Source organism: Streptomyces sp. NPDC029139 (genome assembly GCF_055564335.1).
Genome location: NZ_JBVHWN010000008.1, coordinates 47,567 through 68,373, shown reverse-complemented (window position 1 = coordinate 68,373; position 20,807 = coordinate 47,567). Strand labels below are relative to the sequence as shown.

Here is a 20,807-nt window from a genome sequence, read left to right as displayed (position 1 = left end):
CGGCGCTCGGGGCGCCGGCCGGCGCGGTCCGGGTCTCGGGAGGCGCGGGCGGCGGCACGGGGGCGGCCGCGACCGTGCCGCCGCCCACGCTCAGCGCGGCCATGCCGGCACACAACATCCAGCGGATCTTCATGACAGGCGTCCTTTCCTGGTCGACGACGGGTCGTCGGAGGGAGTCGGGGAGGTGAGCGGGACGCTCACGCGGCCAGAGCCCGGCGCAGAGCGGCTTCGAGCGCGGCCATCTGCCGCTGGGAGATGTCGGCGGACATGATCGCCTGCGAACCGTGGAAGGTCCCGGGCCACTGGTGCAGCTCGACCGGCACGCCCGCCTGCAGCAGCCGCACCGCGTAGGTGATGTCCTCGTCGCGGTTGGGGTCGAACTCGGCGGTGGCGATGTAGGCGGGGGGCAGGCCGGACAGGTCGGCGGCCCGGGCCGGGGCGGCGTACGGCGTGGCGGGCGCGGAGCCCAGGTAGTGCCGCCAGGAGGCGGTGACGACGTCGCGGTTCGACCAGGGCGTGTCGGTGAAGTTCCGCGCCGACCAGGTCTCCTGGCGGTCGTCGATCTCGGCCTCGTTGAGCAGCTGGAAGCAGATCGGGGGTCCCTGCTCGTCACGGGACCGCAGTGCCAGCGCCGCCGAGAGTCCCGCGCCGGCGCTGTGGCCGCCGACCGCGATCCGCCCGGGGTCGACCCCTAGTTCGGCCGCGTGCCCGGCCGTCCAGGTCAGCACGGCGTAGGCGTCGTCCAGGGCCGCCGGGAACGGGTGCTCGGGGGCCAGCCGGTAGCTCACCGAGATCACCACGGCGCCGGTGTCCTGGGCGAGGCGGGTGGCCCATGGGTGCTCGGTGTCCACGTCACCCATGACGAATCCACCGCCGTGCAGCCAGACGACGGCTCCCCGCGCCCCGGCCGGGCGGTAGATCCGCACCGGCACGTCCGGATCGCCGGGCACGGTGCGGTCCTCGATCTCCATGCCGGAGGTGTCCGGTGCCGGCCGCGCGGCGGCCAGCTGGGCGTACGTCGTGCGCCCGGCGACCGGGTCGTCGACGGGAAGTCGGGGGAACAGCGGGACGAAGGCTTCGAGTTCGGGATCCATGACGATCATCCTGGGGGTGACCGCCCCGGCCGGTCATCCGCCATCCGTCGCGCGTCCGGGCCCGAACACGCACCGGTCGGCGCGCCGTTGTCCTTCTATGCTTCGTGTCATGGAGGCACTGGCCGTACGGCTGTCGGGACTGGATCCGTACGTCGACGGCGCGATCCGTGTCGTGATGTTCTACGACACGTTGATGCGCCGGCGCGTGGATCTTCCGGCGCTCGCCCGGGCCTCGGCCGGTCTGGCGGAGTGCGTCGTGGGGATACGGCTCCACGGCGCGGGGCGGGCGACCCGTGTCTCACCGCACGGCACGGAGGCGGCCTCTCCGCCGGCACCCGCGTCCAGCACGGCGCCGATCACCCTCGACGGGGAGGAGATCGGCACGGTGTGGCTGGAACGCCCGGGTCCGCCCGGCGCACTCGACGACGTCCTGCTCGACCGGCTCGCCCTCGCCGTCGCGACGGCCGTCGAACGGTACGGTCCCGCCCCCACCACGATGGCCGACCCGGCCCTCGTGGAACTGGTGATCAGCCCCGAGAGCGACGAGGCGGCCAGGGCCCGGGCGCTGCGGCTCCTGGGGTTCGCCGCCGAGGTGCCGGTCCATGTCGCCGCCGTGCGCTCGCGGCTCCCGCTCGACCGGATCGGCGGCCTGGTCTGCCCGGCCCGGCCGGTCAAGGCGGCGCCGCTCGCCGGTGTGGGCGTCCTCCTGGCCCCCGCCTTCGACCGGGCCCGGTTCCCGGAGGGCGTGCGCGCGGGCATCGGCGCCGCTGCCGGACCGGATGTGTCCTGGCGGCAGGCCCGGACCGCCCTCCGCTTCACCACCCCGCGCGAACCCGTCCTGCGCCACGGCGACCTGGGCGCGCTGGCGCTCCTGGCCGAGATACCGAGGGAGGCCGTACGGGACAACGCCGACGTGGCCGCCCTCGCCCGGCTCGCCGGCAGCCCGGAGGACCTGGAGACCCTGGACGCCTACTGTGCCACCGGCTCCCAGCGCCGGGCCGCCGACCTTCTCCATCTGCACCACAGCAGCATCGCCCGCCGGCTCGACCAGATCGGAAGGACCCTGGGCATCGAAATCACGGCGCCCACCGGCCTGGCGCGGGCCAGGATCGCCCTCACCGCATGGCGGTTGCTCCACGACTGAGCAGGGCGGGAGAGCCATCGGCACAGCGCCGACCCGGCCGGGTCGGCGCTTGCACGGCGCCCCGGGAGGCGAGAGCCCCGTGGCCGGGGGTGCTCGCCGCCACCGGCCCGTCGGACGACTCCGGTCCCAGGGAGTGGTGCGAAAGTCCCGCCCGGCCCTACGGGCGGACGGCGTTCCTTTCGCAACACGCCCTACGCGCGCGCCTCGTTGAGGCGGGTGACCTCGGCGAGGTGCTCCGCCATGCGGTGGGAGACCGAACCGCTGGTGTAGAGGACGGCGCCGACGACGGCGACGGGCACCGAGCCGCCGAGGAGGGCGAGGAGTTCGGGCCAGTCGCGTTCGTCCACGCACGCGCTGTCGTCGTCGTGCAGGTTCTCGCTGGTCCAGCGGGCCTTGCAGTCGTCCTCGTCACGGCCGTCCGAGGTGGTGTACGGCAGGAAGATGCCCACCCCGAGCATGATCCACATGAGACCGGCGACGGCCAGCAGACCGAGCCCCCATCCCTGGGTGCGCCGTGCGCGGGCGCGGAATTCTATGTCGTACGAGAGGGAACGCATGGGGCAAGAACCTATCGGTCGCCCCCGTCGGCGGCGCGGCGGCCCCATGTCGTGCCCGCGAGGACCAGCGCCACGCCCGCGATGCCGAGCACGCCGAGGCGGTCCCCGGCGATCGCGATGCCGGCGGCCGCGGCCCACAGCGGTTCGGTGCCGAGGAGGAGGCTGACTCGGGACGGCGAGGTGCGGCGGACGGCCCACATCTGCACGAAGAAGGCGAAGAGCGTGCAGAAGACGGAGAGGAAGATCAGTCCGGCCCATTCGCGCGGTCCGAAGCCGAGCGCCACGGACCAGGGGGACGGGGTGGTGAAGCCGCCGCCCTGGGTCAGCAGCACCACGCCGCCCACCGAGAGCCCGGCGGCGGCCAGGAAGGCGCGGGAGGGGACGGTCCGGGTGACGGCGGCCTCGGCGAGCGGCGTGAAGATCATGGTCAGGCTGATGATCAGGCCCGCGTTGGTGGCGGAGGTGTGGACGACGCCGTACGTCTCCAGGAGGAAGATGCCGCTGAGGATCAGACCGAGGAGGCCGGCGCCCCGCCACTGGGCGGCGTTCAGCGCCCGCAGCCCCCGCCGGCCGGCGACGACGAGGGCGGGCAGCACGACGGCGAACCGCAGGACCAGGACGGCCACGACCGTGTGGGTGGTGGTGATGCCCTTGGCCGCGAGATAACTGGCCCCCCAGACGACGGCGACCAGGAGCACCGGAAGGTCGGTGAGCCAGGCGCGGCGCCGGGCGCGAAAGGGGACGGAAGCGGCAATCGACGTCATCGCGGGGCCTGCTCCAACTCGTCGGACGGGGTGGAGACTTCAGTGGCTCGCACGCGGGACGATCACCGTACCGGGAGAAGCAGGTGGTGGCTACATGTTTCGCTACGCGTAGCTCCCGTACTCGGGGCGGCCCGCCAGCTCGTACGTGTGGATGGCGACGCCCGCCCCGGTCGTCCTGGCGCCGGTGTGCCGGAAGGCGGTGGGCCGTGCGCCGTCGGTGAAGAGCCGCATGCCCGTGCCGAGCACGACGGGGAAGACCAGCAGGTGGAGGGTGTCGATGAGGTCGTGCGCCAGCAGGGACTGGGCGAGGCGGCCGCTGCCGTGCATCTGCACCTCGCCGTCGGTGCGCTCCTTCAGCGCCGTGACCTCCCGCACGAGATCGCCGCCGAGGACGGTCGTGCCGGACCAGTCGGCCGACGTCAGCGTGGTCGAGGCGACGTACTTCGGCAGGGCGTTGAGCTTCGAGGCGACCGGGTCGGCGGGGTCGGTCCGCTTCGGCCAGAAGCCGGCGAAGATCTCGTACGTGCGGCGGCCCAGGAGGAAGGCGGCGGGCCGGGCGAAGACCTCGTCGACGAAGGCGCCGAAGTCCTCGTCGCCGTACGGCACGGACCATCCGCCGTGCTCGAATCCGCCGCTGCGGTCCTCGTCGGGACCGCCGGGTGCCTGGTAGACGCCGTCGAGGGTGACGAACTGGGTGAGGCTGAGCTTGCCCATGGCGCGGTGCCTTTCGGTTCGGGCCGGGTGTCCCCCGGTCCATCGTGTCTCACCGGCTCCGACTCCACCGCCCGGCGAAAGTCATCGGTGTCCGATTGCCGCCAGCGCCCGCTCCCCGCGCCGACTTTCATTGAACTCGCAACCACACGGCACGTTTCAGGAGGTTCGGGATGTCCACGATGAACGGCACGGCGGTTCTGGTCACCGGCGGCAGCCGCGGGATCGGCGCGGCGACGGCCCTGCGTCTGGCCCGGGAGGGCGCGGACGTGGCCTTCACGTACGTCGACGGGGAGGAGCGTGCGAAGGAGGTCGCCGCGCGGATCGAGGCGCTCGGACGCAAGGCGCTCCCCCTGCGCGCCGACGCGGCGGACGCCGGGGACGCGGCGGGTGCGGTGGAGTGGGCGGCGGACGCGCTCGGGCGGCTCGACGCACTGGTCAACAACGCGGGGCTCGGGGTGCTCGGTCCGCTGGAGTCGCTGACCCTCGCGGAGGTGGACCGCGTCCTCGCGGTCAACGTCCGGGCGGCCTTCCTGGCGGCCCAGGCGGCGGCGGCCCGCATGGACCGGGGAGGGCGGATCGTCATGATCGGCACCTGCATGACGGCCCGGGTGCCGGGGCCGGGCGGCACGCTCTACACGACGAGCAAGTCGGCGCTCATCGGCCTGACGAAGGCGCTCGCGCGGGAACTGGGCGGGCGCGGCATCACCGCCAACATCGTCCATCCGGGGCCGATCGACACCGACATGAACCCGGCGGACGGTCCGTACGCGCGGGGGCAGGCGGACATGACCGCCCTGGGCCGCTTCGGCACCGCGGACGAGGTCGCCTCGATGGTGGCGTTCCTGGCGGGTCCGGACGCGGCCTACGTGACGGGTGCCGAGTTCTCGGTGGACGGCGGCCACGCGGCGTGACGCCGGCAGGCGGGCGCCCGGACCGGGCCTGAGAGAAGAGGGGGCCGCGAGGGCGCACCGGTGCTGTCGGGCCGGTGCGCCCTCGCGGGCTTGGGCGGGGTGTCGTTACCCGCCCAGCTCCTGGTGGCGGGCCGTCAGCCGCGCCGATCCCTCCTCGGTCAGGGAGCCGAAGAGGCGGAGGCGGGAGATGCCGCCGTCGGGGTAGATGTCGATCCGTACGCGGGAGCCGATCACCGGCGCGTCGAGCACGAAGCGGTGGTTGGTGTCGGGCTGGAGGCGGGTCCGGGGCAGGATCTCGTTCCAGTCTTCCGAGCCCTCGGCCGCCACGGACAGCGCGGCCCAGCCGGCGCTGTTGCCCTTCAGGTACGCGGTGTCGATCTCGACCGCGCGGATCTCTGACTCGGCGGCCAGGCTGTAGCGGATCCAGTCGTTGCCCTTGTCGCGGCGCCGGCGGGTCTCCCAGCCGTCGTCCATCTTGCGGGAGCGGCCCGGCTGGATGGTGTTGGTCGCCGGGGAGTAGAAGCGGTCGGAGGCGTCCTCGACCTGGCCGCCGTTCTCGAGCGCGGCGAGGTCGAAGGTGCCGAGCGCACCGAGCCACTTCGGGTCCGGGGCGACCTCTCCGTACACGCGGAGCCGCGCGATGCCGCCGTCCGGGTGCTGGTTGACGCGCAGGTGCGTGTAGCGCTGCTCGACGTCGACGGCGAAGCCGTTGGCGGCGTGGCCGCCGATGGCGGTGCGCGGGACGAGGGTCGTCCACTTCACGTCGTCGGCGAGCAGCTCCTCGGGGGAGGGCGAGCCGGCGACGGAGGTGGCCTCGACGGAGACGGCCTGCGGGTAGTTGCCGCGGAAGTGCGCGGTGTCGATCACGATGCCGCGTACGACGCCGGGGGCACCGAGGCGTACGAGCGCCCAGTCGTGGTCGTCCTCGGTGGGGTGCGGCTGCTGGGCGGAGACGCCACGGCGGCGGCGGGTCTCCCAGCCGTCCATGATCTTGCCCTTGTGGCCGAAGTGCTCGGGGTCGAACTCCGCCGGCTCGGGCTTGAGCATGTTCTCGCGCTCGGCGAAGAACTCGTCGTTGGCGGCGATCACCCCGGCGCCGAGACGGCGGTCGGCGAGGTCCGCGTACTGCGTGAAGGGGAAGTCGGCCGTGCGGTAGTCCGCGTACGGGTCGCCACCGCCGTAGGGGCTGGCGTCACCGGTGAAGCTGGGTATGGCGGACACGTCAGTTGTTCCTTTCGAGGAGGCGGCCGGAGGGCTCGGCCAGGGTGCCGTGGTCGGCGATGCGCTCACCGCGCAGCCAGGTGGACTTCACGACGCCGTGCAGGGTCTTGCCCGCGTACGCGGTGATCCGGTTGCGGTGATGGAGCTCGGCGGGGTCGACGGTGAAGGTCGCCTCTGGGTCGAGGACCGCGAAGTCGGCGTCCCGGCCGGCCTCGATCGCGCCCTTCCGCGACAGCCCCGCGAGGCGGGCCGGGGCCTCGGACATCCAGCGGGCGACGTCCTCCAGATCACGGCCGCGGCGGCGCGCCTCGGTCCAGATGGCGGGCAGGCCGAGCTGGAGGGAGGAGATGCCGCCCCAGGCGGAGAGGAAGTCGGGGGTCTTGAGGTCGGCGGTGGAGGGCGAGTGGTCGGAGACGATGCAGTCGATCGTCCCGTCGGCGAGCCCCTCCCACAGGGCGTCCTGGTTGGACGCCTCGCGGATCGGCGGACAGCACTTGAACTCGGTGGCGCCGTCCGGGACCTCCTCGGCCGTGAGGGTGAGGAAGTGCGGGCAGGACTCGACCGTGATCTTGACGCCCTCGGCCTTGGCGGCGGCGATCAGCGGCAGCGCGTCCGAGGAGGACAGGTGCAGCACGTGGACGCGGGCGTTCAGCCGGCGGGCCTGGTTGATCAGGTTCTCGATGGCGGTGTTCTCGGCGTCGCGCGGCCGGGAGGCGAGGAAGTCGGCGTACCTCTCGCCCTTCCGCTGGGGAGCGGCGGCGAGGTGGTGCGGGTCCTCCGCGTGCACGATCATCAGGCCGTCGAAGCCGGCGATCTCGGCGAGGGAGTTCGCCAGCTGCTCCTGGTCCAGCTCGGGGAACTCCTCCACGCCGGAGGGCGACAGGAAGCACTTGAAGCCGAAGACACCGGCGTCGTACAGCGGGCGGAGGTCCTTGACGTTGTCGGGCAGCGCGCCGCCCCAGAAGCCGACGTCGATGTGCGCCTTGCTGCGGGCGACGTCCTGCTTGATCCGCAGGTGCTCGACGGTGGTCGTCGGCGGGAGCGAGTTCAGCGGCATGTCGAGGAGGGTCGTGATGCCACCGGCGGCGGCCGCGCGGGTGGCGGTCCAGAAGCCCTCCCACTCGGTGCGGCCGGGGTCGTTCACATGGACGTGGGTGTCGACGAGCCCGGGGAGCACGACGTCGTCGCCGACGTCCTCCAGCCGCGCACCCGCCGGCACCTCGGCGTCGTACGGCAGCACCGCGGCGATGGTCCCGCCGGCGACGGCGATCGACGCGGGGCGCGTCCCCTCGGGGGTGATGACGCGTGTCGAGCGCAGTACCAGGTTGACGTCCACCCGTACCCCTTCTTTTTCACCCAGCAGAAATTCAACGAACTGTTGAAGGAGTCTTCACTCAGGACGACATGTCGTCAAGGGCACACTTTCAGCATGACCCCGCCGCACCGGGTCGCCACCGCTCGACTTGGATGTTTCCATGAAGTGGAATGGAAATTTCGTACAGTAGAACGTAGCTCCGTACATGCGGGGTGGAGGCGGATGCCACCGGGCAGCCGCCGACACCGGACAAACGCCCCCCTGACCGGCCCGTACGCCGGTACCGGGACCGTGTGTCCGACAGGACCGCCCGGTAGGCTGCTGCCTTGCCCGCCTGCCCCGAAAGGACCTTGACGTGCCGACGTCCAGCGCCAGCACCACCGACGCCGCCAAGCCCGCCGCCGCGAGCGGTGGCGTCCAGTCCCTCGAGCGTGCCTTCGACCTCCTGGAGCGGATGGCCGACGCCGGAGGCGAGGTCGGGCTGAGCGAGCTCTCCGCCAGCAGCGGGCTTCCGCTGCCCACCATCCACCGGCTGATGCGCACGCTCGTGGCCTGCGGCTACGTACGCCAGCAGCCCAACCGCCGGTACGCCCTCGGTCCCCGGCTGATCCGCCTGGGCGAGTCGGCCGCCCGGCTGCTCGGCACCTGGGCCCGCCCGTACCTCGCGCGGCTCGTCGAGGAGACGGGCGAGACGGCGAACATGGCGCTGCTCGACGGCGACGAGATCGTGTACGTCGCGCAGGTGCCGTCCAAGCACTCGATGCGCATGTTCACCGAGGTCGGCCGCCGGGTGCTGCCGCACTCCACGGGCGTGGGCAAGGCGCTGCTGGCCTACACCCCGGCGGACGAGGTACGCGCGCTGCTCGCCCGTACGGGCATGCCGGCCGCGACCGAGAAAACGATCACCACGCCGGAGGGCTTCCTCGACGCGCTCGCGGTGGTCCGGGACGCGGGGTACGCGGTCGACGACAACGAGCAGGAGATAGGGGTCCGCTGCCTCGCGGTGTCGGTCCCGAACTCCCCCACGGCGGCGGCCATCTCGATCTCGGGTCCGGCGGGCCGGGTGACGGAATCGGCGACGGAGAAGATCGTCCCGATCCTCCAGGAGGTGGCCCAGGAACTGTCGACGGCCCTGGCCAACACCACGGGGAACGGCGGCGCGTAGCCTCCCGGAGGTTGTGGGCATCCGTTCCGCGGGGCGGAAGGGGTGGGCACGACCCACGGCGGCGCCGCACCCGTCGGCACCCCGCGCCGGGGAGCCAGGGCCCCGCGAGGGCACCGTCCCGTGGGCCAACCCGTCAGGCCGCGACCGTGGCGAACAGCCGGCCGTCCCGGACCTGGACCGTGGTGTCCGCGCGGGACAGGTGGGTGCGGTCGTGGGTCACCAGGACCGTCGCCGTGCCCCGCTCCCTCGTCAGGCCCGTCAGCAGCTCCACGATCGCCGCGCCCCGCTCGTGGTCGAGCGCGCTGGTCGGCTCGTCGACGAGGAGGACGGAGGGCTCGTTCATCAGGGCCCGCGCGATGTTGACGCGCTGACGCTGACCGCCCGAGAGCTGGTGCGGACGGCGCGCCGCCTGCCGAGTGAGACCCACCGCCTCCAGGAGACCCAGGGCCCGTTCCCGTACCGCCTTCGGCCCGGCACCGGACAGGTGGGCCATCACCTGCAGCTGCTCCACGGCCGTCAGCGACGGCAGCAGGTTCGGCTGCTGGAAGACGATCCCGATCCGCTTCCGCCGCAGCGCCGCCCGCCCCGCCGGATCCAGCTTCCCCGTCTCCGTACCGGCCACGACGACCCGCCCCCGGTCCGGGGTCACCAGCGTGGCTGCCACCGCCAGCAGGCTCGACTTGCCGGAGCCCGAGGGTCCGACGACCGCCGTGAGGCGACCGGCCGGAACCTCGAGGGAGACCGCGTCGAGGGCGGTCAGACGCCCCTCGCCGTCCGGATAGGTCAGCGTCACATCGTCCAGGACAAGGCTCATCGGGCGCTCCCGAGCGCGGTCAGCGGGTCGACGGCGGTGATCCGCCGGATGGACAGGGCGGCGCCCAGGACGCCGAGGACGATCATCACGGCGGCCGGTCCGAGCACGGTCAGCGGTTCGAGGACGAACGGCACGTCCCCGCCGCTGATCAGCGCCCCGGCGCCGACCGCGAGGCCCGTGCCGAGCAGCGTGCCCGCGCCGAGCATCAGGACCGCCTGACCCAGCGCGTCCTTCAGCAGGTACGGGGTGGAGGCGCCGAGCGCCTTCAGGACGGCCACGTCCCCACTGCGCTGGATGGTCCAGACGGTGAAGAAGGCGCCTATGACGAGCGCGGAGATGACGAAGAGGAAACCGCGCATCAGCTGCAGCGAGCCGTTCTCGGCCTGGTAGGACCCCAGGGCGGTGAGGGATTCCTCGATGGTCCGCGACCGCGTGCCGATGGCCTCGTCGCCGGCGGCGACCTCCGCCTCGCCGGTGGTGCGCAGCGCGATGACGGTCGCCTGCTCCTCGGGCGTGGTGCCGTCGTGCCCGAGTTTCTGCCAGTCGTCGAGCGAGGTCCAGGCGACGGGCGTGTGGCTGTACGAGGCGTCGCCCGCCACAGCCGCGACGGTCGCCTCCAGGGGGCCGAGGCGTACGGTCCCGCCCGCCTCGACACCGAGTTCCTCGGCGGCGGACTCGGAGAGGACGATCCGGCCGGGCGCGAGCCGGCCGCTCTCGGGGGCGAGACCGGCCGACGGCTCGGTACCGAAGGCGGAGACGGCCGCCGTGCGGTCCCCGGCGGCCGCGTTGAGCGTGCGGATGCCGAGCGGCTGCGCGCTCGTGACGCCCGGCCGCTCCGCCCACCGCCGCCACTCGTCCTCCGTGACCGTGGAGCTGGTGAAGGAGACGGACCGGCCGGACGGCGGGGCGGCGAAGGACAGCCGGTCCGCGGGCAGTCCGGTGATCGCCGAGATGTTCTCGCGGGCCAGCCCGGAGGTCAGCCCGGACAGCAGTCCGACGAGCAGTGTGATGAGCACGATCACCGTGCCCATCAGGGTGAACCGCCCCTTGGCGAATCTGAGGTCTCTCCATGCCACGAACATGGGGCCAAGCTTTCCGAAGGACGCCGGGCCGGGGCATCGCGCCACGGATTGCTCCGCCGTCAAACTTTCGGTTGAGTCCGGATTGGATGCCACGACCTACCCTTGAGGGATCATGGACCCGCGTTCCCTCACCCCTGCCCTGCGCGCTCTGCGCCTCTGCCTGCATCTGCTGATGGCGGGCCTGCTGGCCCTCGCGGCGCTCCGGGCGGACTCCTGGGCCGGGGTCGCGCTCGCGGTGGTGACGGGCGGGGTGTACGCGGCCGGCTCGGCGCTTTCCGCCGTACGGGACTCTCAGCGGGCCGCCGCGCTCTGGCTGGGCGTGCTGTGCGCGTCCTGGCTGGCGCTGCTGTGGGCCACCCCCGACGGGCTGTGGGTGGCGTTCCCGCTGTACTTCCTCCAGCTGCACCTGCTGCCCGTGCGCGCGGCGCTGCCGGCGGTCGGGCTGACGGCGGCCGCGGCGATCCTCTCGTACGTACGGCACGGCGCGCCGCTCAATCCCGGCGTCTTCATCGGGCCGCTGCTCGGCGGGGCGGTGGCGGTGGCGACGGTGCTCGGCTATCAGGCGCTGTACCGGGAGAGCGAGCGACGACGGCGGATGGTCGAGGAGCTGATCGCGACCCGGGCCGAGCTGGCGGCCGCCGAGCGGCACGCGGGCACACTCGCGGAGCGCGAGCGACTGGCCCGGGAGATCCACGACACGCTGGCGCAGGGCCTCTCCTCCATCCAGCTGCTGCTGCGGGCCGCCGAGCGGGCGCTGCCGGAGGGCGCGCCGGCCGCCGTGCACATCGAGCGGGCGCGGCGGGCGGCGCAGGACAACCTGGCGGAGGCCCGGCGGTTCGTACGGGCCCTGTCGCCACCGGACCTGGAACACGGTTCGCTGGCGGCGGCGCTCGAGCGGCTGTGCGAGCCGGTGGAGGCGGGGCCGCGGGTGCGGTTCTCGGTGAGCGGGACGCCGGTGGAGCTGCCGACCCCGTACGAGGTCGCGCTGCTGCGCATCGCGCAGTCGGCGCTCGCGAACACGGTGCGGCACGCCTCGGCCGCGCGCGCGGAGATCACGCTGTCGTTCATGGACGCCTCGGTGACGCTGGACGTGGTCGACGACGGCAAGGGCTTCGATCCGGCGCCGCTCGCGCCCTCCGCCGAGGGCGGGTTCGGGCTGCCGGCGATGCGCTCGCGGGCGGAGTCGCTGGGCGGCACCTTCACGGTGGAGTCCGCGCCCGATCAGGGCACGGCCGTCGCCGTGGCCCTGCCCCTTCCCGCCGGACCCTCCGGAGTGCCGACATGACGATCCGTCTTCTTCTGGCCGATGACCATCCGGTGGTACGGGCCGGGCTGCGCGCGGTCCTGGACACGGAGCCGGATTTCGCCGTGGTCGGCGAGGCGGCGACGGCCGAGCGGGCGGTGGAGCTGGCCGGGGAGCTGTCCGCCGGGGGCGGGGTGGACGTGGTGCTGATGGACCTGCAGTTCGGGTCGGGGATGCACGGTTCGGAGGCCACGGCGGCGATCACCGCGCGGGCCGGCGGGCCGAAAGTCCTGATCCTGACCACGTACGACTCGGACGCGGACATCCTTGCGGCGGTCGAGGCCGGCGCCTCGGGCTATCTGCTGAAGGACGCGCCGCCGGAGGAGCTGGCGGCGGCGGTCCGGACGGCCGCGGCGGGGCAGTCGGCGCTGGCCCCGGCGGTGGCGCACCGCCTGATGGACCGGATGCGGACCCCGGCGGAGGCGCTGACGAAGCGGGAACTGGAGGTGCTGGGGCTGGTGGGCGAGGGGCTGTCCAACCAGCAGATCAGCAAGGCGCTGTTCCTCAGCCAGGCGACGGTGAAGTCCCACCTGGTGCACATCTTCGCGAAGCTGGGTGTCGACTCGCGCACGGCGGCGGTGGCCACGGCGACGGCACGCCGTCTGATCCGGCGGTAGGCGCGGCGCTCACCCTTCGGCGCGCGGGAGGTGGAGGAACGGGGCCCCCGCCCCGCCCCGTTCAGGGTGCCTCGCGGGACGGCTCCCCGAAGAGCTCGACCGCCTGGCGGACCCCCGCCAGACCGTTCGAGAGGGCGCTGACGGACCCGATCGCACCGGCGATCACCAGCAGGGAGCGGCGCAGCCGCCGCACCTCGGGGATCCCGCTCACGGCCATCGCGTGCAGCGCGGCCAGTTCGTCCTCGGCGATCCCCCGGTCGGCGAACTCGGGCCGGTGGACCGCCAGTTCGCGACGGAGCCGGGAGACGGCCGCGGTCAGCTCCGCCACCCTCGGGTCCTCGCCGCCACCGGTCGTCACACGCCTCTGCCCCACGCTTCGCAACACGATTCTCCCCCTCTCACGACTCTGTGCGGTCGTCCAGGCGCCCAGGGTCGCGGGCAAGTTAACGCCATCGCGCGCCGGCGGCGCCACTCCGTGGACGTAATTCAGGCATACGTGTGTACGGGCTTCGGTGACGCCCCATGAGGTATGCAGGGCTCATGACGCACACAGCACACACCCCTCCCCTGATCGCCGGTCTGCTGCTCGCCGCGGGCGGCGGGCGGCGGCTCGGCGGCCGGCCCAAGGCGCTCCTGACCCACCGCGGCCGTCCGCTGGTCGAGCACGCGGTGCGCGTGCTGCGCGAGGGGGGCTGCGAGGTGGTCCATGTGGTGCTCGGCGCCTCGGCCGATCGCGTACGGGAGCGGGCCGAGCTGCCCGGCTGCGTCCTGGTCGACAACCCGGAGTGGGCCGAGGGCATGGGGTCGTCCCTCCGGGTGGGGCTGGCCTCGCTCGCCGCCGAGGCGCTGCCGGTGGAGGCCGCGCTGGTCTCCTTGGTCGACCAGCCGGGGATCGGCGCCGAAGCGGTGGCGCGGATCCACTCGGCGTACCGCTCGCGCGATTCCCTCGTGGCGGCCTCGTACGACGGGAAGCGCGGCCATCCGGTGCTGTTCGGCGTGGACCGATGGGCGGGGATCGCGGCGGGTGCGGTCGGCGACCAGGGGGCACGCGACTATCTGAGGGAGCACCGGGATGCGATCACGCTCGTGGACTGTTCGGATGTGGCCGAGCCGTACGACATCGATACGGAGGCGGATCTGGGACACCTGGAGTGAAGGGGGTGGCACTGAGCGCCACCTTGTGTCGACCCGAAGAATCTCGACATCAACAAACCATTGAACTTCCACCATGAGGAAACTAGTATCCACTGTTCAGAAGCGCCTGATCCTCTGACGGCGCTCGCGGCCGTATCTCGGCGCCTGCGGCACTCCGTGCCGACCGCGACGCCCGGCGGCCGCAAGGCACCGCCCGTGAAGCCCGCTGAAGGAAGTGACAGTTCATGTCCGCACCAGCGCCGTCCCCCCTGGCCGTCGTCGAAGCCGAGCCCCTGCCGAGGCAGGAGGAGGTGCTGACCGACGCGGCCCTCGCCTTCGTGGCGGAGCTGCACCGGCGGTTCACGCCGCGCAGGGACGAGCTCCTCGCCCGCCGGGCGGAGCGCCGCGCCGAGATCGCCCGTACCTCGACCCTCGACTTCCTCCCGGAGACGGCCGCGATCCGCGCGGACGACTCCTGGCGCGTCGCGCCGGCCCCGGCCGCGCTGAACGACCGCCGCGTCGAGATCACCGGTCCGACCGACCGCAAGATGACGATCAACGCCCTGAACTCGGGCGCCAGGGTGTGGCTGGCCGACTTCGAGGACGCCTCGGCCCCGACCTGGGAGAACGTGGTCCTCGGTCAGGTCAACCTGATCGACGCGTACACCCGGAACATCGACTTCACGGACCCGCGGTCGGGCAAGTCGTACGCTCTCAAGCCGGCCGACGAGCTCGCCACGGTCGTCATGCGGCCGCGCGGCTGGCACCTGGAGGAGCGCCACCTGACCTTCGAGGGCCGCCCGGTCCCCGGCGCCCTGGTCGACTTCGGCCTGTACTTCTTCCACAACGCCAAGCGGCTCATCGAGCTCGGCAAGGGCCCGTACTTCTACCTCCCGAAGACGGAGTCGCACCTGGAGGCCCGCCTCTGGAACGACATCTTCGTCTACGCCCAGGACTACGTGGGCATCCCGCAGGGCACCGTCCGCGCCACCGTGCTGATCGAGACGATCACGGCCGCGTACGAGATGGAGGAGATCCTCTACGAGCTCCGCGACCACGCCGCGGGCCTCAACGCCGGCCGCTGGGACTACCTCTTCTCCATCGTCAAGAACTTCCGTGACGGCGGGCAGAAGTTCGTGCTCCCGGACCGCAACGCGGTCACGATGACGGCCCCGTTCATGCGCGCGTACACCGAACTCCTCGTCCGCACCTGCCACAAGCGCGGCGCGCACGCGATCGGCGGCATGGCGGCGTTCATCCCGTCCCGCAAGGACGCCGAGGTCAACAAGGTCGCCTTCGAGAAGGTCAAGGCGGACAAGGACCGTGAGGCGGGCGACGGCTTCGACGGCTCCTGGGTCGCCCACCCCGACCTGGTCCCGATCGCGATGGCCTCCTTCGACGCGGTCCTCGGCGACAAGCCGAACCAGAAGGACCGGCTGCGCGAGGACGTCTCGGTGGCGCCCGGCGACCTGATCGCCATCGACTCGCTCGACGCCAAGCCCACGTACGACGGGCTGCGCAACGCGGTCCAGGTCGGCATCCGCTACATCGAGGCGTGGCTCCGCGGTCTCGGCGCGGTCGCCATCTTCAACCTGATGGAGGACGCGGCCACGGCCGAGATCTCGCGCTCGCAGATCTGGCAGTGGATCAACGCCGGCGTCGTCTTCGAGAATGGCGAGAAGGCCACCCCGGACCTGGCCCGCAAGGTCGCGGCGGAGGAGCTGGCCGCGATCCGCGCGGAGATCGGCGAGGAGGCCTTCGCGGCCGGCAGGTGGCAGCAGGCGCACGACCTGCTGCTCCACGTCTCCCTCGACGCCGACTACGCCGACTTCCTGACCCTCCCGGCGTACGACCAGCTGATCGGCTGACCGTCTGATCTGACCGTCTGATCGACTGCTTCGCATCGATCGAGCGACCGACCGACCGGCTGACCGCACAGCGGCCGAACAGCTCGCTCGACAGCACCACGAACAGGCTCCGCCCCCGGTGTACGCACAGCATCGGGGGCGGAGCCACTTTCGCTCCAGTGCGTTTCACAGGCCATGTGACGTAACCGAAATACGCAGCTACCTAGCGGTAACAAGCCACGGCGTGCCAGATTCCGCATTGCCACCGGCCGGCGGCTGTCCCCCACGTCACTGCGCACCGCAGGAGCACAGCCATGCCTCCCACTTCCCACCGGGCTGTTCGCGGGTTTCTCGCCCTCGCGCTGGCCGCCGCCGCCCTGACCACCGCGGGCGGCGCCTCCCCCGCCGTCGCGAGTTCCGGTTCCGGGCCCACCGCCGTCGTCTCGATGGGTGACAGCTACATCTCCGGAGAGGCCGGGCGCTGGCAGGGCAACAGCCTCACCACGAGCGGCAGCCGCAACGGGACCGACCGGGCGTGGACGGGGGCCGTATACGATCCCTCCCGGGTCTACGGCACCACGGCGGTCAACGGCTGCCACCGTTCCGACGCGGCCGAGGTGAAGAGCGCGGGCGCGATCGCGTCGGCCCTGATCAACCTGGCCTGCTCCGGCGCCACGACCCAGAACGTCTTCCGGGCGTCGAACGGCGGTGTGGCCTACAAGGGCGAGGCTCCGCAGGCCGACCAGCTCGCCGCCGTCGCGGCCTCCCACGACGTACGGACGATCGTGCTGTCCATCGGCGGCAACGACCTGGGCTTCGCCGACATCATCCGCAACTGCGCCACCGACTACATCGTCTGGTACTCCTACTGCCACGACGACCAGCAGGCCGCCGTCGACGCGAAGATCGACGCCGCGATGGCGGGCGTCGGCAAGTCCGTCGACGAGATCCGGGCGGTGATGTCCGGCGCCGGGTACGCCGCCTCCTCCTACCGGATCGTGCTCCAGTCGTACCCGTCCCCCATCCCGCGCGCCGCGGAGAACCGCTACGGGGAGAGCGGCTGGACCCGCACCAACACGGGCGGCTGCCCGTTCTGGAACCTGGACTCCGACTGGGCCCGGGACTCGCTCGTCCCGCAGGTCGCCAACCGCCTCAAGGGTGTCGCCGCCGCCAAGGGCGTGCAGTTCATGGATCTGCGGGACATGCTGCAGGGCCGTGAGGTGTGCGCGAAGGCCAGCAAGCAGGTCAGCTCGACGGTGCCCGCCTCGGCATCGACGAGCGAGTGGGCGCGCTGGATCGACCAGAACCAGACGCAGGGGCCGATCCAGGAGAACGTGCACCCCAACCACTACGGCCAGTTGGCGCTCGGCCGCTGCCTCGCGCTGATCCACGCCCAGCCGAGCGGCGACTTCTCCTGCCGCAACACGGCCGGGACCGGCGCCTCCGGGATGTACCTGACGGCCGTGTCCTGACGGCCGGTCGCGACGGCGATCTCCCGACGGCCCTGTCCCGACGGCGATCCCCTGACCCCCCACGGGGTCGCTCAGCGGGCGCGGCGCTTCCCCCGGCTCCGGCGCCGTGCCCGCGGCTTCCCCGTCCTCGGCCGCCCGGCCACCTCGACACCGAGGCCGCCGAGCGTCCGCTCGGCACGGTACGGGTCGGCCGCGGCCATCTCCGCGACCAGCGCGCCGAGGCCGCCCGGCCAGCCCGCGGCGGCGGAGTCGAGGACCTCCCGGCCGCCCGTGCGGTGGCGGGAGAGCCGGTCCAGGATGAGCACGGCGCGGGCGGACCGTGGCACCCGGGTCTCGTCCGCGGGCTCGCCCCTGGCCCGCAGGACCCCGTACGCGTACGCCCCCATCACCGGGTCGCCGAGGGCGGCGCGCAGGGCTTCGACGGGAGCGGCGGCCGGGTCGAGGAAGCCGAAGACGGCGCGGGTGTCGGCGGCCTCGTGCGTACCGGCGTTGACGGTGCCGAGGGCCGTGAGCAGCCGGCTCCAGGCGTCGACGGTGTTCCCGCGCGCGTGGAGCCACTCGTTGAGGACGCGCGTGGCGGCGGAGGCGGACCAGCCCTCGGCGGCGGCGATGACGGTCGGGGCGTCCCAGGCCGCGGCCTGCGCGGCGTCGGGCGCCGCGACTCCCCGGACCCGCAGCAGGTAGTGCAGGACCTCGACGCCCCACGGGGTGAGGCCGAAGGCGTCGCCGGCGCGGAAGACCATGCCGGTCCCGGCCATCCGGTCGACGGTGTCGGCCATGGCGCGGGCGGAGGGTTCGAGGCGGGCACGGTCGTCGTCCGTGACGGGGGTCCCGAGAAGCCGGGAGAGCTCCGCGGCGGGCGGAACCACATAGGCGCCGGGGGCCTTCGCCGGTACCAGGACGGGCGCGTCCTCCAGGCGGGGGTCGACCGGCCAGTCCTCGAACTCGGCGGCTCGGCGGGCGACCGATTCGGCGCTGGAGCCGCGCTGGTAGAGCGCGTACAGCAGGTGCGCTGCCTCGCCGTCGTACAGACCGGCCGTCTCGCTCTTCATCTCCTCGACGGCCGCGGCGAGCAGGTCGGCACCTGCCTCGACCGAGCGCTGGGTGTCATGGGCCTCGACGGGTGGCGGGGGGAGGGGGACGGAGGAGTCCTCGTAGTAGTTCAGGTGTTCGTCGAGGAGGGTGTCGGCGAGGACGAGGTGCGGAAAGGCGTCCGGGCCGGGGGCGAGATGGGCGTACGGCCCCGCGAGTGCCTCGGCGAGCCCCTCGGCGGTCCAGCGGTCGACCAGACGGCCCGCCAGCGTGCCCACGCCGTGCGCGACGTCGCCGTCGGACAGCAGGGGGCCGGCAGGGGACGGTGTTTCCGCCTCCCGTACGTACGCGCCGGTGAGGGCCTCGGCGAGGACCATGTCGGCGAGCTCGCTGCGGTTCATGAGGTCGGCCCGGCGCAGCCCGTCCGGCGGGGTGATCCCGTCGTGGGCGGCGAGCCAGGTCCGGACAGCGGCGGGGTCCCGGGGGTCGGTGCCGTCGGCCCGCAGCAGCGAGGCGTACCAGCGCTGCCAGGTGAGGTTGGCGGGATCCTTCATCGCCCGCTCGAAGTCGGGCACGGTCTCCTCGACGGCGGCCAGGATGCGCGCCTGCCGCTTGCCGTTGAGCCGCCCGGCCTCCCGGACCCGCTCGGTGAGCGCCACGAGGACGGCGGGATACGCGGACAGCTCCTCGGGCGTCGCGTACACGAAGGCCGGCACGTCCTCCACGAGCACGTGACGCACGAGGTCCACGGTCGGCTCGGGCAGCCCGCTCCTGCGATCGGCCCCGCGCAGGGACAACAGCCCGAGCAGCGCGTCGGCGGCGCGCGCGTACGAGGAGGCTCGGGACTCGGGGGTTCCGTCGAGGAACGTGTCGAGCCCGGTGTTGGTGAGCACGGTCGCTGCCACCTTTCCCAGGGTAGTTCCGGCGCGCCCCGGCCGCCGAGGTGGGCGGGGCGGCTGTCATGGGACGACAACGGTCCGCTGGGCGGAGAAGTCACCCCAGGTGCCGTCGGGCAGTCTCGCCCGGAGTTTGACGCTGTAGCGGGTCCCCGGGGCGTCGGTGACCGTGAAGGTGTAGGTGGCCGGGCCGGGTGGGGGGCCGGCGCCCCAGACGATGGTGGTGGCGAAGGATCCGTTCAGGTAGAGCTGGTGTTCCTTGACCGCGGCTCCGGTGCTCGGCGGCGTCCAGGTCAGGGTGATCCCGTCCGGGGTGGCGGTCGCCCCGAGGTGCGTGGGGGCGGTGTTCGCGGGGGCTCCGGGGGCGCGGGCGGTGGTGAGGTCGGCGGGGCCGCTGTCCGGGGAGGAGTTCTCGGCGGCGTCACGGGCGCGGACGGTGAAGGAGTAGACCGTGCCGGGGCGCAGGCCGGTGATGCGGGCGGTGGTCGCCGTGCCGGGGACCGTGTGGACGCGGGCGTCGGCCTGGTAGACGTCGTACGCGGTGACCTTGGTGTCGTCGCGGGCCGGCGTCCAGGTCAGGGTGGCCGCGTGGCGTCCGTCGGGGGTGGCGCGCAGGGCTCCGGGGGTCGTCGGGGGCGTGCGGTCCCTGGCGGTCGCGGCGAGGGTGGTGGCGGGCACGGGCGCGCTGGGCGCGGAGCGGTTCCCGGCGGCGTCGCGGGCGCGGACGGTGAAGGTGTAGGCGGTGGCGGGCGTGAGGTTCACGATGTCCGTCATGAGCGTCGTGGCGGGGAGGTCCTTCACCTTGCGGCCCTGCTGGTACACCTCGTAGCCCGTGACGGCGCGGTCGTCGGTGGCCGCGCTCCACATCACGTGCACGGTGCTCGCGCTGCCCGCGGAGGCGGTGATTCCGGTGGGGGTGGTGGGGTTGTGGGTGTCCTTCTCGGGTTCGCCGGAGCAGGCCATGAGGGAGAAGGCGGCGAGGGCCGACAGGCTTGCGGCGAGCGGGCGTTGCACAGGAATGCCTCCGTCCGTCGGAATGGTCCAGACCTGTATGGCATGAGCCCGGCGAGGCGGCAAGAGGGTCGCTGTCAGTGGCGTGCGCTTCACTGAGTTCGTCACTCTCCGTGACCGAATCGTGGGGGAATCATGACGGACCGTATGACGTATGTGACGCTCGCCGGGCTGCGCGAGCGCGGCTGGACCGACGCGATGGTGCGCGACCTGCTCGGCACGCCCGATGTGCAAGGGCGGGATCCGCGGCGCTGGTCGCTCGCGCCGGTGCGGCTGTATCTCGTGGCGCGGGTGGAGGCGGTGGAGCGGACTCCGGAGTTCGCCCAGTGCGCGGACGCGGCGGGCCGGCGCTCCTCGGCGGCGGAGGCGGGGGCCGAGGCGCGGCGGCAGGCGGTGCTCGCCGCGATCCGGGCGGAGCCGATCGAGGTGCCGCGACTGCCCTCTGCCGAACTGGAGCGCCGGGCGGTGCGCCACCGGCATATGCTCGGGGCCCGCAGCCCCGGAGGGGTCGCGGCCGGGGCGCTGGTGCGCTGGCAGGTGAACTACCTGTGGCACGCCCTGTCGCGGTACGAGACGCTGCTCGACGGCCTGTACGGGTCGACCGGCCGGGCCGAGGCCGAGCGGCTTCTGCGCAGGCGGCTGTACGAGGCGATCGCCGCCGCCTACCCGGCGCTCGCGCCGGAGTGCCTGCGGCGGATCGGAGCGCGGCGATGA

At 73.0% G+C, this 20,807-nt stretch carries 20 protein-coding genes; 9 read left to right on the top strand and 11 right to left on the bottom strand.

The features are described 5' to 3' along the window. Positions 1–197: 197 nt before the first annotated feature. The gene (locus ACZ4VW_RS19510; RefSeq protein ID WP_467963945.1) at positions 198–1,094 is read right to left on the bottom strand and encodes an alpha/beta hydrolase; all 897 of its coding nucleotides are present in this window, start codon (positions 1,092–1,094) and stop codon (positions 198–200) included. Between the two features lie 109 nt (positions 1,095–1,203). On the opposite strand from ACZ4VW_RS19510, the gene ACZ4VW_RS19505 reads away from it, so the two are divergent. Beyond that, positions 1,204–2,238, top strand: a complete 1,035-nt coding sequence (locus ACZ4VW_RS19505) for a helix-turn-helix domain-containing protein (protein WP_467963943.1) — start codon at positions 1,204–1,206, stop codon at positions 2,236–2,238. A gap of 191 nt (positions 2,239–2,429) precedes the next feature. Here the strand turns inward: ACZ4VW_RS19505 and ACZ4VW_RS19500 are convergent, their stop codons facing one another. The 3 genes from ACZ4VW_RS19500 to ACZ4VW_RS19490 form a co-directional block, all read right to left on the bottom strand. Then, positions 2,430–2,795, bottom strand: a complete 366-nt coding sequence (locus ACZ4VW_RS19500; RefSeq protein ID WP_467963941.1) for a hypothetical protein — start codon at positions 2,793–2,795, stop codon at positions 2,430–2,432. A gap of 11 nt (positions 2,796–2,806) precedes the next feature. Then, a complete protein-coding gene (locus tag ACZ4VW_RS19495; protein ID WP_467963939.1) occupies positions 2,807–3,559 on the bottom strand; it encodes a DMT family transporter in 753 nt (250 codons plus the stop codon). Between the two features lie 102 nt (positions 3,560–3,661). After that, positions 3,662–4,273: a dihydrofolate reductase family protein gene (locus ACZ4VW_RS19490; protein WP_467963937.1), complete on the bottom strand. Its 612-nt coding sequence runs from the start codon at positions 4,271–4,273 to the stop codon at positions 3,662–3,664. A 170-nt stretch (positions 4,274–4,443) separates the two neighbouring features. Here ACZ4VW_RS19490 and ACZ4VW_RS19485 point away from each other — a divergent pair, with 170 nt between their 5' ends. After that, complete coding sequence (locus ACZ4VW_RS19485; protein ID WP_467963935.1) at positions 4,444–5,184, top strand: SDR family NAD(P)-dependent oxidoreductase; 741 nt, start codon at positions 4,444–4,446, stop codon at positions 5,182–5,184. A gap of 105 nt (positions 5,185–5,289) precedes the next feature. On the opposite strand, the gene alc is transcribed toward ACZ4VW_RS19485, so the two are convergent. Next, on the bottom strand, positions 5,290–6,405 hold the full coding sequence (alc, locus tag ACZ4VW_RS19480) for an allantoicase (RefSeq protein ID WP_467963933.1): 1,116 nt from the start codon (positions 6,403–6,405) through the stop codon (positions 5,290–5,292). A gap of 1 nt (position 6,406) precedes the next feature. Continuing rightward, the gene (gene allB, locus ACZ4VW_RS19475) at positions 6,407–7,741 is read right to left on the bottom strand and encodes an allantoinase AllB (protein WP_467963931.1); all 1,335 of its coding nucleotides are present in this window, start codon (positions 7,739–7,741) and stop codon (positions 6,407–6,409) included. A 334-nt stretch (positions 7,742–8,075) separates the two neighbouring features. Here allB and ACZ4VW_RS19470 point away from each other — a divergent pair, with 334 nt between their 5' ends. Next, positions 8,076–8,885, top strand: coding sequence for an IclR family transcriptional regulator (locus ACZ4VW_RS19470; protein ID WP_467963929.1), 810 nt, complete (start codon positions 8,076–8,078; stop codon positions 8,883–8,885). A 133-nt stretch (positions 8,886–9,018) separates the two neighbouring features. On the opposite strand, the gene ACZ4VW_RS19465 is transcribed toward ACZ4VW_RS19470, so the two are convergent. Both ACZ4VW_RS19465 and ACZ4VW_RS19460 read right to left on the bottom strand, forming a co-directional pair. After that, positions 9,019–9,699, bottom strand: coding sequence for an ABC transporter ATP-binding protein (locus ACZ4VW_RS19465; RefSeq protein ID WP_467963927.1), 681 nt, complete (start codon positions 9,697–9,699; stop codon positions 9,019–9,021). Further along, positions 9,696–10,781: an ABC transporter permease gene (locus ACZ4VW_RS19460; RefSeq protein ID WP_467963925.1), complete on the bottom strand. Its 1,086-nt coding sequence runs from the start codon at positions 10,779–10,781 to the stop codon at positions 9,696–9,698. The genes ACZ4VW_RS19465 and ACZ4VW_RS19460 overlap by 4 nt, the downstream gene beginning before the upstream one ends. 112 nt (positions 10,782–10,893) lie before the next feature. Between ACZ4VW_RS19460 and ACZ4VW_RS19455 the strand changes: the two genes are divergently transcribed. Next, positions 10,894–12,066 carry a sensor histidine kinase gene (locus ACZ4VW_RS19455; RefSeq protein WP_467963923.1) on the top strand — a complete coding sequence of 391 codons (1,173 nt, stop codon included), beginning with the start codon at positions 10,894–10,896 and terminating at the stop codon, positions 12,064–12,066. After that, positions 12,063–12,701, top strand: coding sequence for a response regulator (locus ACZ4VW_RS19450; protein ID WP_467963921.1), 639 nt, complete (start codon positions 12,063–12,065; stop codon positions 12,699–12,701). Before ACZ4VW_RS19455 ends, ACZ4VW_RS19450 begins: the two co-directional genes overlap by 4 nt. A gap of 61 nt (positions 12,702–12,762) precedes the next feature. Here the strand turns inward: ACZ4VW_RS19450 and ACZ4VW_RS19445 are convergent, their stop codons facing one another. After that, positions 12,763–13,086, bottom strand: coding sequence for a DUF5955 family protein (locus ACZ4VW_RS19445; RefSeq protein WP_467963919.1), 324 nt, complete (start codon positions 13,084–13,086; stop codon positions 12,763–12,765). A gap of 155 nt (positions 13,087–13,241) precedes the next feature. Between ACZ4VW_RS19445 and ACZ4VW_RS19440 the strand changes: the two genes are divergently transcribed. The 3 genes from ACZ4VW_RS19440 to ACZ4VW_RS19430 all read left to right on the top strand — a co-directional run bounded on the left by ACZ4VW_RS19440 (position 13,242) and on the right by ACZ4VW_RS19430 (position 17,154). Then, positions 13,242–13,856, top strand: a complete 615-nt coding sequence (locus ACZ4VW_RS19440; protein WP_467963918.1) for a nucleotidyltransferase family protein — start codon at positions 13,242–13,244, stop codon at positions 13,854–13,856. Positions 13,857–14,080: 224 nt separating this feature from the next. Continuing rightward, positions 14,081–15,703, top strand: a complete 1,623-nt coding sequence (gene aceB, locus ACZ4VW_RS19435; protein WP_467963916.1) for a malate synthase A — start codon at positions 14,081–14,083, stop codon at positions 15,701–15,703. A gap of 293 nt (positions 15,704–15,996) precedes the next feature. Further along, positions 15,997–17,154: a GDSL-type esterase/lipase family protein gene (locus ACZ4VW_RS19430; RefSeq protein ID WP_467963914.1), complete on the top strand. Its 1,158-nt coding sequence runs from the start codon at positions 15,997–15,999 to the stop codon at positions 17,152–17,154. 71 nt (positions 17,155–17,225) lie between these two features. Here the strand turns inward: ACZ4VW_RS19430 and ACZ4VW_RS19425 are convergent, their stop codons facing one another. Both ACZ4VW_RS19425 and ACZ4VW_RS19420 read right to left on the bottom strand, forming a co-directional pair. Further along, on the bottom strand, positions 17,226–19,091 hold the full coding sequence (locus ACZ4VW_RS19425) for a hypothetical protein (RefSeq protein WP_467963912.1): 1,866 nt from the start codon (positions 19,089–19,091) through the stop codon (positions 17,226–17,228). 54 nt (positions 19,092–19,145) lie between these two features. After that, positions 19,146–20,096, bottom strand: coding sequence for a fibronectin type III domain-containing protein (locus tag ACZ4VW_RS19420; RefSeq protein WP_467963910.1), 951 nt, complete (start codon positions 20,094–20,096; stop codon positions 19,146–19,148). 132 nt (positions 20,097–20,228) lie between these two features. Between ACZ4VW_RS19420 and ACZ4VW_RS19415 the strand changes: the two genes are divergently transcribed. Then, positions 20,229–20,807, top strand: coding sequence for a hypothetical protein (locus ACZ4VW_RS19415; protein ID WP_467963908.1), 579 nt, complete (start codon positions 20,229–20,231; stop codon positions 20,805–20,807).